We start from the raw sequence: 14,215 nt of genomic DNA, 5'->3' as shown, positions 1-14,215 counted from the left end.
ACAGGTAGTGCATCCGGAAATAGGCCACTGGGGATGTGGGCTTGCGGCCGGTCTTCTCATACAGAGGACCAATCAGATGCTCCAGGAACGAATCATCAATGTGGACCACGTAATCAATCAGTGCAGGATCGAAGCCGAGCGTGTTATACTCGGCATATGGAAGCAGGTCCAACTGCAATTCCATGGGAAACGCACCTCCGGAACTGGTAAATTGTTTGTTTTGGTCAGCTACAATTTTACCAATTCTACGGTTAGGTGCGTTTTGCTATTCACCCAAAATCAACGGCTTTTCGGACACGCTCATTAACCCTTCCCCTCGTTTTGCTATGAAAGTCGTCCAGAAAATTCGCCCCTTTTCAGCCAGTTGCTCTTTGGTATATTTCCCTGGAGTAAACTTCCCCCAACAGCCATCTACAGTAAGCCTATCCCACATTACAATATTCATATATTTGCGGGTATCTCGTGATATATCCGACCCCATCTCTTCCAATTTTACAAGCTCAGGACACAACCACATCAGGGTACAAACACTCAGTAAACCACCGTGAACCTCGGTTGCCGCTTCTTCAAGCCCAGCAGCTTTAATCGCCTCATTCCATGCATCTGACAAATTGTGATGCGGTACCACCAACACAATATCTTCGTACATGTAGTTGATGTGTTTTACGAAGGCGGCTTCCCAATAAGCTCCTCCGTGACCACAACAAAGTACAAATTTCCTAAATCCTTGCTTTCGCAAGGTAACAATTATATCTTCGAGAAATGCCGTCAGTGAATTTGGACTAACATGGACCGTGCCTTTGAATTTGGCATGTTCCTCTGACGTATTAAACGGCAGAACGGGTAACACGTAGGCGTTAAGCATTTCACCATATGCCTTAGCATAGAGTTCGGCAATTAATGTGTCCATGTGCATGGGCAAGTATGGTCCCATTTGCTCTGTTGAGCCGAGAGGAATTACAACCGTGTCGATGCCACTCTCGGATAATTCTGATGTTGTGTTTCTATAATCCATCATAGAGACGTCACCTATTCTCTTAACAATAACATTTCCTTAAATTTGTTCCCCTCGATGATTGCGCAATCCTGCTCTTGAATGCAATAAGTGTACCACACGGGATGCGTATGGATATGCTACAGCATTGCATAAACAAACACCGCATCTGTTTGCAAAGGTTGGGTACGGCAAGGGAGAGTTGCCCCGTATGGAATTGTCATTTTATGGAATGCCAGTGAAATCGCCCGGGTGCTCCCGGTGAGTGCTTATTTTCGTGTCGAACTCCCAGTAAACGTCTATTTCGTGTCGTTTGATTTGCGACACGAAATGTGGCGAGGATTATTAACTCATGGATGGTGCTATTATCCTGCCGCCGGACACCTTCCCAGTTCCATCATGCTTTTGTCGGACTCATCAGGCACTACCCCTTACCAAAACGTGCGCGAATACATCAGCGTGCACCGTTTATGTCTTCATGCCGGATTTTCGTACATTCTGAAAGAACAATATCCCTCGCCCACGTGCACATAGCGGAACCGCACATCATGATTCATAATATTACAGAACAATATAGACGACTCTATTGACATATGTATCGAATTCAGATACATTAATTATAATGTCATGCATTTCCCGTCTTACATCATGTGGCTCCGCTAGATTCAGTATCATTCCTAACTCACACTTTCTACTCTGCTCTGACATACCATCCCTGACAACATCCTGTATCGTGCACATCGTCTCCGTTATCAAGTCTGGTGAATTTTTCAGACGGGGAGCGAAAGATCATGCCTTTCTTGGATTTTCAAGACTTCAAGCCTGAGCAATTGAAAGAACAGAGAAAATGGTTGGAGGACAATTGGTCCTTTTTTCTCGAGAGCCCGGACTCGCCCTTATCCGTGCGAACCGTTGTTCAGGAGTCATGGAAGCGCTGTCTTGAACTCGGCGTGAATCCGCTCAAGCTCCAATCTGACGCCTGTCTGGATGATGATGAACTGCAGGAACTCGTCCAAACCTCACAACTGTACGAGTTTGCATTGCCTGTGTTACAGGAAATGTCCTCTCACGCGAAATCCACTGGCCATCTGCTCACACTGAGTGATTGTCATGGAAGGATTATGTATCTCGATGGCGATCCGTTCGTCATGAAACAAGCCGAAGCCATGAACTTCACAGTGGGCGCCGACTGGAGCGAGCAAGCTATTGGAACCAACGCCATCGGTACGTGCTTGGCGTTGCAGCGTCCCGTCCAAATTTTCGCGTCAGAACATTTTTGCAGCGGCGTACATGATTGGGTTTGCTCTGCGGCTCCTGTGCGTGATCCCGTGACGCGGGAGGTTGTCGGAATCATTGATGCCACTGGGCGCTGGGAGCGGGCACAGTCTCACACCGCAGGATTCGTCGCAGCCGCATCGAGATCCATCGGAGAACGCCTCTACGTCCATTCAATGAAATGTAGAATGGAACTCATGCAAAGATACTTTCACATCTGCAGTCGATATCCCGCAGATGGAGTGATTGCAATGGATACCAGGTGCCAACTGGTGGCAGCGAACCCAACAGCAGAGCAGTTGGCAATGGCTCGGCGAGGTTTGCCTTTACATCTCGCATGGGACGCAATCAAGATGTATGACGAAATTTTACAGCAAAGCGGGTGTAAAGATGGAGAGCTTTCCACAGTTCAGTTGAAGAGTCTTGATCTGATTGCGTCACTGGAAACCGTTTTCTATGCCAATCGACGGATTGGATTCGTCTTAATTGTCTCGCTGCAACCCCCCCGGATTCAAGCCACACCCAAACGGGGACCATGGGCTCGGATAATAGGTTCAAGCGCGTCACTGTTGTCGGCCATCAAACACGCAGATATCGCCGCACAGGCAGATGTACCCATTTTGCTGCAGGGGGAAAGCGGCGTTGGCAAAGAATTATTTGCCAACTCGATACATGAGAGCAGCTCCCGCCGGACAAAGCCCTTCGTGGCGATCAATTGCGGTGCCATCCCAAAGGAACTGATTGCCAGCGAATTTTTCGGATACGAGCCGGGAACATTTACCGGTGGTTCACGCACGGGCCGGAAAGGAAAGTTTGAGGAAGCCAACGGCGGCACCTTATTTTTGGATGAAATCGGAGAAATGCCTTTGGACGCTCAGGTATATCTCCTGCGCGTGTTACAAGAACGGGAGGTGGTGCGTCTGGGAGGAGCGCGTCCCATCCCTGTTGACGTTCGCATCATCGCCGCCACGAACCGCAGCCTGGAACAACAGGTCCAAGAAGGAAGCTTCCGCTTGGATTTGTTCTATCGGCTGAATGTGGTCACGCTTCGGATACCTACGCTGCGAGATCGGCGAGAGGATATCCCAACCCTGATTCGTCACGCACTGCAGATGCTGTCTCAAAAGCATGGCAAAGTAATTCATTCCATTGATCCAACCGTGTTGAACTACCTGTGTCATGAATACCGTTGGCCGGGCAACGTACGAGAACTGTGGAATGTGATGGAGCACGCCGTTTTATTTTGCACCGGCGGCACGATTACCTGGGCAGAACTCCCCCCCTACCTTCACTCAGCCATGAACGGACAGTTCCAGCAAACCACGCCCGGGGTGGCTGTCGACTCCAGAACCCACGCCCCTCTCCCAACACAGGTTGTCGGTGACGTTCATGCCTGCGCTCAGCCATTACAGTTTCCTGCAAGTGACAAGGAACGAATGGAGCTGGCAGCACTGCTGGCAGCCAGTCGAGGAAATGTGTCAGAAGTCAGTCGGCGGTTAGGAGTGGCGAGAACCACTGTGTACCGTCGTCTGCGCAAGTACGGGCTGTTGAATTTTTAAGCCGACCCACTAAAATGCGACACATGGAACGGACGGGGATGGTCCGACACGGGCAAATCCCCGTCACCTCGGGTACACCCTTGGATTAACACGCTTATCATTCGCAACAGTCGGTGCTTTGGCGTGGTTACAATCCTTGATCAAAACCGCGGTAGGGGCGAAAGTGAGTCAATACGTCCGGATTTTCAACCGTGCTCAGATCCCCGGGATGTTTTCCAAGCAGCGACGCCTTGATCGCCCTACGAACAATTTTGCCACTGCTCGTTTTCGGGAAATCCGGAACAAACAGAATCTCCTCCGGTCTCAACGACTTGCCAAGCGATATGGAAATTAAATCCACAAGCTCTCTCCTCAGGTGCTCTGAAGGTACATGCGTCGGCGCCAATTGAACAAATCCGACAATCCCTTCTCCTTTCACCGCATGCGGAATTCCGACCGCCGCCGCCTCCGCGACCGCCGGATGACCCACCAGAATGGACTCCACTTCAGCTGGACCGATGCGTTTCCCGGCAACCTTGATGGTATCGTCGGAGCGGCCCTCAATGTACCAATACCCATGTTCATCAATACGCACCCAATCAGCATGGGCCCACATGCCAGATATCCGGGACCAATACGACTCTTCATAGCGTGTCCTGTCGTTCCAGAACCCTCTTGTCATCCCAATCCACGGTTGACGGATATACAATTCACCCACCTGTCCGGACTTCACGGGTTGTCCGTGTTCTTCCAGCACGACGACATCCATACCTGGAATGGGTCCATGAAAAGAACACGGCGCAATCGGCTCGGCCACAAAACACCCCAAGATCCCTCCCCCAATCTCCGTCCCGCCTGAATAATTGATCACCGGACAACGCCCTTCCCCAACGACATCAAAGAACCACATGTAGGGACTGGGATTCCACGGTTCTCCAGTGGACCCCAGCACTCGAAGAGATGATCGATCCGCGTGCCGCACCCAGTGCTCGCCATGTTTCATGAGGGAGCGAACCAATGTGGGTGAAAGCCCAAGATGCGTGATCCGGTGCCGTTCCACCAATTTCCACAGACAATCAGGTGAAGGGTAATCGGGTGCACCTTCGTACATCAGGACGGTGGCCCCCAGAGTCAATCCTCCAAAGACCGACCACGGCCCCATCATCCATCCCATGTCGGTGAACCAGAACAGGGTATCCGACTCACGCAAGTCGAAGCAGTGGATTAAATCCTGTGCTGCTTTCAGGCAGAAACCGACATGAGTGTGTACCACCCCCTTCGGTCTCCCCGTTGTTCCCGAGGTATACAGAATCATCAACGGCGCCTCACTGTCGAGCGGTTCCGTGGGACACCCGCCGGTTGCCCGGCGCAACAGGAGATTCGCGGACAACAGACGAAGCCCACCGGCCTCAGTGCCCTCGAAGTTCACCGGCACGCGACCATCTCCGACACGAGAGATGATCACCATGTGGCGCAGGTGTTCCAGACCGGCCGCTGCGCGCGACGCCTCGGCCAACATGTCGACCACTTTGCCGCGTCGATAGTACCCATCCGCCGTCACAATCACCTTCGCCCCACAGTCCTCTAACCTGGTGCGGAGCGCTTCTGCACCGTACCCGCTGAAGACGGGCGTGAAAATCGCGCCGATTTTCGCACAAGCCAACATGACAGCGGCCGTTTCCGGCAACATCGGCAAATAAATACCCACCACGTCCTGCACGCCCACGCCAAGCCTTTTCAAGGCCAAGGCCCAACGAGCCACCTGGTCGGATAGCTCCGCGTATGACCACTCGACAACCGTCCCGTCTTCGCCTTCCCAGACCAATGCCAACTTATGTCGGTGCTCTGCACCAGCAAACCGCTCCAGACACCCCGCAACCGCATTGGTTTTCCCGCCCACAAACCATTTTGCCCAGGCGATTCCATCGCTGACGTCGAGGACTTGCTCATACGGTTTAAACCAGGGCCATCGCAGATGACGGGCAACTGCTTCCCAAAACCACGCGGGATTGTGACCGGCCCGGACTCTGAGTTCTTCGATGGAGGACATACCCACTTCCTGAAGAAACGTCCACAACCGTGTCCCCTTGCGCGTCTCCTCATCCGGCATCCACACAGCCGGCTCTCTCTCGTACCTCGAATGAGCTCCCATCACACGTACACCTCACCCAGACCTGAGCTGCGCATGGACGGAGAGGCGGCCCTTTGGCCGCCTCTCCATCCACACCCGTAGGTTCGCTTATTTTTCCACTGGCTGTGGTACAGGACGACCGAGCCACTCTTCGTAGAACCCATCAATGTCTGGTTCAAAGTCGTGTATTATGGGGTACCACGGCGTTACCGCTTCGACCTCCAACTGCGTCGCGCACGTTGGACAGTAATATTCCCGAATGATCTGCCATTGCGGATCCGGTGCAAGCAATGCCGGGTACAGCTCCTGCAATTGGCTATCCGTGTCCCGGACGTAAATCAAGGCATTCAACTTCCAGTTCTCGTGCGCTTCACAGAACTCATGACCGCAGTCACATTTGATAACCCTCTTGCCATCCATCTTCTGTACCACGTACAGGTGCAACCCATACGGCAACAGGATGCGGTCATCCCACTTCACTCGTTCTTGCAGAATTTCCAGGTACGTGTCGAACCGTCCCGGATCCTTAAACGAGGACAGCATTTCTTTCAGCTTGAAAAAATCTATGGTGCCGTCAATCAGTTCCTCAATGGTCGCCTTATCATAATTGGCCAAGGAAGCTCACCTCAATTATCCATGGATTGTGGTTCAGGTCCTGAGGGATGAATGTCTCACGACGTGTACGAATTCAGGGCTTTGTGCTGTGCTCCGAAGGTCGGCATTTCCAGATCTTCTTCCTTTAAATCCCAGTCCTTCGGGAGATTCCAGAACTCACGAAAATCATTCAGGAACTTGTTGCTCAACTCGAAGCTTGTGGCGTACATATGACGGACTTGTACGGGGGCTTCCGCCCGTACGATGCGTTGCCGTTCCTCCTTCATCCACTCCCGGGTTGGCTTTCCTCGCTGAAGCCGCTCTTGACGAATTTGATCCCGGCGCGCTGCTGTTTTTTCCGCATCGACCCGATAGAGTCCGCTCGAATCCTTCTCAAACACCGCGCCATATACCTTTTCAGCGTATTCCGGCAGCAAGTAACCTCCATTGAGGTCCTTCTCCACATCCTGAGGGCGGCGCTCCAGTGGATCTCCAAAGCCAGGACCGCCTTTCAAGTAGTTCAGGTACAGATCGTAATTCTCAAAGATGGCTTCGGTGGTGATGGCCTGCTTATCCCGCTTAATGACCTCCGCTTTCAGGTGTTGTTCGTACCCTTTTTCTCCCGGAACCGGATCACCCCCGCGAGGAAACGGCAGCTGTTTTGCGAATCTGTCCGCCAAGTCGGTTTTATGTGCTTCGAATCGATATCCGGTCGCCGCAGGATAGCCGCCCATCAGGCCACAGTCACTGGACAGATAACCGTTGCCCATGAAAAACATTGTCCAGTCCTTGGCGCCCCAGACCATGCGCAAAGACTCGTATCCACAACCCCCGCGATATTTTCCGTACCCGCCCGTGTTGGGTTTGATGCTGCGCCCCAAATAAACCAGAGGCTCCGCCAGTTCCCAAATCTCCATATCCCCCATATCTCCCTCTGGGTTCCAGATGGCGGCGGCATGGTCCAACCCATCCTTGACAGCGCTTGCGCCCGTGCCCTCGGCGGCCGCTTCGAAGCTGTTGACAGCGTGAATCTCGCCGTATTGATTGTATCCTCCTCCCTGCAGCCAGTTACTGGTGTTGGCGTTGCCCGCATTCACTTCCTCCAGGTACCCGCGCGCAAAATACGCTCGACTCAGACCACGCCACAGCGGACTCCAACCACTGACCAAGAAGTGCCACGCATAACTGTGTGCAGTACGAATGTCATCGGGATTCATCCAGGCCCCGTACGGCAAATTGAACGAAGTGGCGTAGTAGGCACCGTCATTGATCCTATCGTTAGGAATTAATGTCTGGGTCATCATCACCCAAATTCCACTGGTGAATGAGACCGGCGTTGCGTTGTAACTGTGCCACCCCCAACGACTGGCTCCGTCGAAATCCAGCAACATTTTCCCATGTCTATCAATGGTGATTTCCGATGGTGCATGCATGATGGTGTCCACTTTGGCATATGGCGGCACCTCCACATCACGGTGGCGGTAGGGTACGTCCACGAAGCCAACTTGACGATACTTGCCGGGGATGGTCATCGCTTTAATCCGGTTGATTAAGCCTCGGCGACCTTCTTCGATGACTTCGCGAATGAACTGTTTGTAGGTGTCAACCCCTTCCTCTTCCAGAATCCCCAAAACCAAGTCGCGGATCATGTGACAACCGGCAATGCGGGTGCGCTCATCCAGCAACCAGTACTTCGTAGTACGAATTGAACGTTGGCTCTCAATCAACCAGTCTTGGAACAACGTATCGTTGGCGCCAATCTTGCGGCAGGCAATCTGATAACCATCGTCGTATCGCGTAACTGGACCGACGGTCATGCTGCCTGGGCCTGTGGCACCGGTGTCAATCACGTGCGTCACGCCGCCGACCCATCCAACAACCTCCCCAGCCCAAAAAATCGGGACGATTGTGTGCACGTCACAGGGATGAACGTTCCCGATATGGCAATCGTTGTTGCAAAAGATGTCACCCGGCTGTATGCCTGGGTTTTCCTCGTAGTTGTGGTTCACCATATATTTGATAGCAGCACCCATGGTTCCCACGTGTATGATGATGCCGGTGGAAGTGACGATGGAGTCCCCCTCCGGCGTATACAGCGTGAAGCACAACTCGCCTTCCTGTTCCACAATGGGCGAAGCTGCCACCCGTTTTGCAGTTTCCCGGGCATGCACGAGGCCACCCCGCAGTTTCGAAAAAATCTTCTCATAACGGATAGGATCCGATTCCTTAAATGACAAGTTCACCAGTCCTGCGTAATGCCCGGTCTCCTTGGTCAACGCATCCGTTTCTTCCCGCATCTCTTTTAAGGTCTTACCGTTCCAACCAATGGCCTTCCGGTATTGCTGACTCAACAATCCTTCCTGTTTCACGATGGCGTCGCTTGCACGAATCCCCATAACTTCTCCTCCTTCAGTTTATTCTCCACTTGTTTGTCGCAGATGAAAGATACGGTGGGTGTCCAACACGGCTTCGAAACCCGGTGGTACCACGAATGTGGTGGCGGGAGATTCGATGATGGCGAAGGCACGAATTCGATTGCCCGCTTTCAGGGCCTCCATCTCCCAGATGTCCGCCTTGATGAACTTTCCGTCCCAATACACCTCTCGCTGCCCATGGAACGCCGATTGAGGTGGAGTTTCTCCGGCATATGGCTCTTCCGGAATTTTGGGTTTGGGCACATCCACCGATCCGCGGACAATGGCGCCCGTGACCGTATAGCCCAACTCGGGGGACCGGGCCGCCCTTGCGTAGACCCGCCCGTAAGTGTCTTCAAAGGTGGCCGTGAGTTGATCCCACTCTGCCGCCGACGTCACAGAAGTCAATGGAGACTCAATTTCCAGGTCGTTCAACTGGCCTTGATATTGCATCCGGTAATAGAGACGCAATTGAACATCCGAACGTCGAAACCCGTTCTTTTCAAATTCTTCGTGCACCTTCTCGGTCAGCTCATTCCAGGCTTCCTGCAGGGTGGATCCTGCGGTGCGTCGTTCTGCGTCGCTGGCACCGTATGCCACATTGATATCGAGTGTCTTGTCGTAGCGATATTCAAAATCCGCAGCACCACATCCGAATGCGGAGAATCCAGCAGCCCACGCCGGAACCAGAACGTCCTCGAATCCTAGTCCCTTCACATATCCCGCTGTGTGCAGCGGACCACCGCCACCGTAGGAGAAGCAGGCAAATTGTGCGGGGGAATAACCCTTCCCCATCACGAGCGACTCCAAGTAGTTGCGCAACTGGGATTCCAGCAACTCAATCACACCGTAAGCCGCTGCCTCCACCGACAGTCCCAGCGGATCGGCCAATTGCTCCTTAACTGCCTGATAGGCCCTTTCCCGATCCAATTTAATTTGTCCACCCAAGAAGTTGTCCGGGTTAATGAGGCCCAGCACTACGTGACAATCTGACACCGTGATGGTTTCAATGCCACCTTCTCGGTAGCAGACCCCAACCCGATAGCCGGCACTGTCAGGACCGAGCACAATCGACTTGGTGTAGGGATCTACGCGGACGAAGCTACCGGTTCCAGCGCCCACCGAATCCATGGCGACCAACGGCAGAGACAACACCAAACGGGCCATATCCGGACTGGTATCGATGGTGAAGTCTCCTTGATTGATGAGGGCGATGTCGAAGCTGGTACCGCCGATGTCGGAACACACAATGTTTTTGATACCGAGAGCCTCGCCTAAATATTTGCCTCCCACAACACCACCAATGGGCCCAGATACCAAAGTTCGGGCGAGCTCGTTGGCTTTGATGCTGATGGTTCCCCCATGACTGGCCATCACCCGGATGTCGAATCTTGCCCCCCGTTCTTTAATCCTTTCGTCAACCAACTCCAATGTGCGCCGCGAAGGATCTGCCGCGTAGGCCTCAATAATGGTCGTGTTCGTGCGGTGGGATTCCTTGCGCACCGGATAGTAGTCCACTGAGGCGAAGACGGGCAAATCCGCCCCCAGTTCCTTCAAAGTCTGTTGGGCAATATCACGTACGCGCCGCTCGTGAACTGGATTCTTGTACGAATGCAACAAAGAGATAACAATGGCCTCCACGCCCATGTCGACCAATTCCCGCACCGCCGGCGCGACCTCGTGCTCGTACAAAGGAATCACCACATTGCCAAACAGGTCAATCCGCTCCGTAACGCCCCGTGTCCACTCTCTCGGCACCAAAGGCGGATCGTAACGGTGAGTGTTCAGATGCAGCCTGTCAGAATACGAATACCCAAGATAAGACTGAATCGCACGTCCCATCCGATGATGATCTTCCATTCCTTTGTTGACAATCAGCCCAACTTTTCGTCCTTTACGCGACACCAGTCGATTCAACATGGCCGTCCCCGAATATACCCCGGTCAGGAGCTGAGGGAAGGCATCTTCGACCGTCATGTCCCAAAACGTGAGGGCATCAGCAGCCGAATGCAACAGACCCACCGATTCATCACCGGGTGTCGTCTGCGCCTTGCCGACAACAAATTCTCCTTGGTCATCGATGAGAAATGTGTCGGTCATTGTGCCACCGGCGTCGATGGCAAGAATCTGTGTTTTCCGTCTACTCACAACCTTCTCTCCTTCCTTGGTCACCATGGCGTTTCCCATGCCAGCCACGTTTCACACCGCATTCGAAAACGTGTGGCACCTTCCGGCGGCCATGAATGAGCATTTCATTGGCTCACCATCAGCAGTGGTCGAGAGATTGACACCGCTTACATCCATTGAAGAGCAAGTTGTGTGCCAAAGCGTTCAAAGCAGCTTGGTATTCGAACATGGCGGCTCATCCGTATGCTGCCTTTTGGTTTGTACGCAAGGTCGGATATGAGCGTCGCCTTGCCGCAGCAGCATCCGAAGCCAATGAGCGGCACCCGTCGCATAACTCTTCCGATTTATCATTCTCCGCGCAACATCAGCCTTCCGACGCGCCAGACAGGTCACCGTACGCTACAGTTGTAGCGCAACAACCGTAGCGGTCGACCGACACAGTGGAACAGGCGATGTAGGTGGTCGACGTTGCTGTCGGTCCTCGAGGCTGCGGTTCTTGCCATGAAACGAAAGCCATTCGGACGCAAAATCCGACACATTTCCTCGAACGTATGTAATTGAGGCTTGAAATGGATTACAACGATGTTATCAAACGCCCCCAGGTCAGTGAGAATGCCTTCTGCGTCCAAATCCCGCTGGCAAGTGTTCACATGCACACCTTCGTGTGCAGCAAAAAGTTCCAGACGGAGACCGTTGGCAGAGAAATCAATTCCCGTCACAGCAAAACCCTTCCGAGCAAGATAGAGTGCGTGTCTGCCGTCTCCACATGCGACGTCGAGTACCGTTCCTGCACGAAGAAGATGCTGGCGCCTCACCAGAAAGTCCTCCGGCGGAAACAACGTTGGACCTCGACGAGAGTATTTTTCGTTCCAACGCTTTTGTTCGAGTGTCATTTTTCAGTCACTCCAAAATACATATCAACCGTGTGAGGATTTACTGTTCGTGAATCAAGCATTCCGATACAGCGTTTACCGAAACTCAATTTTCAACAGTCAACAGAACCTTGCCTACACTTTGCCGGCTCTCTACCCAACGATGAGCCTCGGCCGCCTGCTCGAGCGCAAACTGCTTTCCAATTTTCATTTTTAATCGACCGCTTGCCAGATACCTCAGGATGTGTTCGGCTGTAGTATGTAGGAGATGTGGCCGCTCCCTTCGTGTTGTTCCCCAACTAAAACCAAGAACACTCCGACAACTGGAATGTAAGTGATTTGTCTGGAAATCGCCAATCTCGCCGCTGGAATTGCCGAAATGTACCAGTCTGCCATACATGGCAAAACATTCAAGGCTTTGTTCTGATACCCGACCAGAGATCGAATCGAGTATCACGTCTGCTCCTCGACCATTTGTGAGTGCGTTTACCCTTTCAGCAAAGTCGCCGTTCTCGTAACAAATCGCATGATCGGCTCCGGCTTCCACAGCAATTGCGACCTTCGCTTCACTTCCGACTGTCCCAATCACACAACCTGCACCCAACAACTTAGCCAATTGAATCGCCGTCGTTCCTACTCCACCCGCCGCCGCATGAATGAGGACGGTCTCACCGGGCTCGACTCGGGCAACGTCGGCAAGCAACTTGTATGCCGTAAAAGAAACAATGGGACAAGCCGCCGCAGTATCAAAATCCACGTTGTCAGGAATCGCAAACGTGAGCACTTCATCGGCCACTATGTACTCTGCATACGACCCTGTTTTGGGAAAGGCAATGACCCGTTGACCGACCTTGAACTTTTGAACATCCGAGCCCACTGCTTCAATAACACCCGCTGCATCCAGTCCAGGGATAAACGGTAGTTTACCTGAGTCCTTCTTCCCATACCTCGATTTGATATCCGCAAAATTGACACTCGTCGCGACAACCCGAATTAGGACCTCGTTACCTGCTATGGACGGCATGTCCACGTTTACGCATTTCAAGACATCTGGCGATCCAAATTCAGTAAGAACCACTGCTTTCATAGACAACTTCCTCCTTGGTGTTCTTTTAGCTAGGAGCGTGTCCGAGTAATCAAATTTACTGCATGTTCATGCGAAACGCTGGGTAAAAGCAGCGATGATATGCATTATCATGAGTATTTTATACGAGAAATCGAATACTCGGACACGCTCCTAGACTGTACCGTGAGCATGGGATTCTCATGTACTATCATGATGGCAGTGGCAACCTGGGGCTCGTGCACTTATGAGACCTTACTGGATCCCCGCTGATCACGAATCCGCCAACGTTCTTACCTCATCCCATCCTGAAGGGCCATCGTACTGATGAATTATCCAACCGAGTTCGCCGACGGATAATTCATGAACATGCCGGTCATACATTCCACTCAAGAAACTCCAACCGATTGCCGAACGGATCATCCACGTAAAACCGTTCTGCACCAGGCAGCAACTCATCGTCCTTGACGGAGATCCCATGACTGACGATTCGTTCCTTGAGGGCCTTCAGATTCTGTACGTGAACGGCCGGGTGTGCCTTCTTAGCCGGTACAAAGTTGTTGTCTACCCCGATGTGAATCTGATGATTCCCGAAGCGAAACCAAACTCCGCCCCGTTTACGCAGCTCTTCCGGTTTAACGATTTCTTCCATGCCGAGGATGTCTCCGAAGAAGCGTCGGGCTTGCTCCTCGCACCCAGCCGGTGCAGCAAGTTGAACGTGATCGATACCGTAAAATGAGTGCCTCATCTAGGTGCCTCCTTGTCAGTGACTTTTCACTAAGCCGAATGTAGAACTTAACGGTGGAAGTTGAAATCAGGTATGTAGAATTCAGACCAATCGATCAGGAATTCGCATGGCAATGCAAATAGCGGTGCTATCCCTAGGCTCACATCCGCCCATAGCTACGACGATTGGCCTATTTCAGTGTCAAGCGCAACACTTTGAGAACTCGGACATTGTAAATGGCCGCCCCATTGAACTGAATCTTGAACCCATGTACGACAAGATTGTCTTGAAGCGGCGAGGCGGGTATTGCTACGGACTGAATATTGTGGATATTTGATTCAGAGATTCCGTTCGCAGTTCCTTACCACTCTCAGGTGAAGTTGTCACGGATGTAAGTGGCGGGTACCGTATTACGTACGGATCTGGTTCGTATTGAACCCCACATTGTCAAGACAGATGGGATGGCTTTTAAGAAAGAGA

At 52.4% G+C, this 14,215-nt stretch carries 11 protein-coding genes; 2 read left to right on the top strand and 9 right to left on the bottom strand.

Translation table 11 applies throughout. From position 1 onward, the window contains the following. Both G463_RS0115630 and G463_RS20870 read right to left on the bottom strand, forming a co-directional pair. Positions 1 to 184, bottom strand: a 184-nt coding sequence (locus tag G463_RS0115630) for a hypothetical protein (protein ID WP_026975909.1), incomplete at its 3' end; no start/stop codon positions are given. An 81-nt stretch (positions 185 to 265) separates the two neighbouring features. Then, positions 266 to 1,018 (bottom strand): creatininase family protein, encoded by a 753-nt coding sequence (locus G463_RS20870; protein ID WP_035487653.1) that lies wholly within the window; start codon positions 1,016 to 1,018, stop codon positions 266 to 268. Between the two features lie 767 nt (positions 1,019 to 1,785). On the opposite strand from G463_RS20870, the gene G463_RS0115620 reads away from it, so the two are divergent. Beyond that, positions 1,786 to 3,828, top strand: a complete 2,043-nt coding sequence (locus G463_RS0115620) for a sigma-54-dependent Fis family transcriptional regulator (RefSeq protein ID WP_035487650.1) — start codon at positions 1,786 to 1,788, stop codon at positions 3,826 to 3,828. A 127-nt stretch (positions 3,829 to 3,955) separates the two neighbouring features. Here G463_RS0115620 and G463_RS0115615 read toward each other — a convergent pair whose 3' ends face one another. From G463_RS0115615 to G463_RS0115585, 7 genes are all read right to left on the bottom strand, one after another. Then, positions 3,956 to 5,959 carry an AMP-binding protein gene (locus G463_RS0115615; RefSeq protein ID WP_051322365.1) on the bottom strand — a complete coding sequence of 668 codons (2,004 nt, stop codon included), beginning with the start codon at positions 5,957 to 5,959 and terminating at the stop codon, positions 3,956 to 3,958. Between the two features lie 87 nt (positions 5,960 to 6,046). Next, the gene (locus tag G463_RS0115610) at positions 6,047 to 6,553 is read right to left on the bottom strand and encodes an acetone carboxylase subunit gamma (protein WP_026975906.1); all 507 of its coding nucleotides are present in this window, start codon (positions 6,551 to 6,553) and stop codon (positions 6,047 to 6,049) included. A gap of 56 nt (positions 6,554 to 6,609) precedes the next feature. Next, positions 6,610 to 8,928 (bottom strand): hydantoinase B/oxoprolinase family protein, encoded by a 2,319-nt coding sequence (locus tag G463_RS0115605; RefSeq protein ID WP_051322364.1) that lies wholly within the window; start codon positions 8,926 to 8,928, stop codon positions 6,610 to 6,612. A gap of 18 nt (positions 8,929 to 8,946) precedes the next feature. Further along, positions 8,947 to 11,121, bottom strand: a complete 2,175-nt coding sequence (locus G463_RS0115600) for a hydantoinase/oxoprolinase family protein (protein WP_035487656.1) — start codon at positions 11,119 to 11,121, stop codon at positions 8,947 to 8,949. Between the two features lie 341 nt (positions 11,122 to 11,462). Then, on the bottom strand, positions 11,463 to 11,966 hold the full coding sequence (locus G463_RS22530) for a class I SAM-dependent methyltransferase (protein ID WP_084171791.1): 504 nt from the start codon (positions 11,964 to 11,966) through the stop codon (positions 11,463 to 11,465). Between the two features lie 85 nt (positions 11,967 to 12,051). Then, positions 12,052 to 13,032, bottom strand: coding sequence for a quinone oxidoreductase family protein (locus G463_RS0115590; protein WP_026975902.1), 981 nt, complete (start codon positions 13,030 to 13,032; stop codon positions 12,052 to 12,054). A 352-nt stretch (positions 13,033 to 13,384) separates the two neighbouring features. Beyond that, a complete protein-coding gene (locus G463_RS0115585) occupies positions 13,385 to 13,756 on the bottom strand; it encodes a VOC family protein (protein ID WP_026975901.1) in 372 nt (123 codons plus the stop codon). 106 nt (positions 13,757 to 13,862) lie between these two features. Between G463_RS0115585 and G463_RS24105 the strand changes: the two genes are divergently transcribed. Continuing rightward, positions 13,863 to 14,072: an arylamine N-acetyltransferase gene (locus G463_RS24105; protein WP_035487648.1), complete on the top strand. Its 210-nt coding sequence runs from the start codon at positions 13,863 to 13,865 to the stop codon at positions 14,070 to 14,072. Positions 14,073 to 14,215 lie beyond the last annotated feature (143 nt).

It is taken from the genome of Alicyclobacillus contaminans DSM 17975 (assembly GCF_000429525.1).
GTDB lineage: Bacteria > Bacillota > Bacilli > Alicyclobacillales > Alicyclobacillaceae > Alicyclobacillus_A > Alicyclobacillus_A contaminans.
This window is presented reverse-complemented; position numbering and strand designations above follow the sequence as displayed.